1 protein-coding gene is annotated in these 468 nt (G+C 63.2%); it reads left to right on the top strand.

Annotation, left to right across the window (positions count from 1 at the left end):
- Positions 1 to 52 precede the first annotated feature (52 nt).
- Positions 53 to 468 (top strand): pyridoxamine 5'-phosphate oxidase family protein (locus AACY52_RS30780; RefSeq protein ID WP_339561459.1); only part of this gene is annotated, 416 nt, incomplete at its 3' end.

Below are 468 nucleotides of genomic sequence, written 5' to 3'. Positions count from 1 at the left end.
GAGGGAACCGCATCGTCCTCTGCCCGTTCGGAACGGGCAAGGAGACGATGCCATGTTCAACACCAGCACCGCAAATGACGCTGAGATCGAAGCCAAATTCTGGAAGGCGCTGCGCTCCGACCGGACAATGATGCTCGGCCTGGCCGGCGTCGACGAGGGCCATACGCGCCCGATGACGGGCCAGCTTGACGGGGACGACGATCGCGGCCCGATCTATTTCTTCACCTCGAAGGACACCGAACTGGTCGCCGACCTGAAGCATGACAGCCGCGCCGTCGCCACCTTCGCGTCCAAGGGCAATGACGTGTTCGCGACGATCCACGGCACCCTGATCGCCGAGAATGATCGTGCGGTCATCGACCGGCTGTGGAACAGCTTCGTCGCGGCCTGGTATGAAGGCGGGAAGGACGACCCCAAGCTGCAATTGCTGCGGCTCGACGCCGAACGCGCGCAAATCTGGGTCGATGC

Origin of the sequence: Pseudomonas sp. EA_65y_Pfl1_P113, from assembly GCF_963970525.1 — a bacterium.
Lineage (GTDB): Bacteria > Pseudomonadota > Gammaproteobacteria > Pseudomonadales > Pseudomonadaceae > Aquipseudomonas > Aquipseudomonas tritici.
Note: the sequence above shows the minus strand (reverse complement) of the source record. Positions and strands in the feature narration are given on the sequence as shown.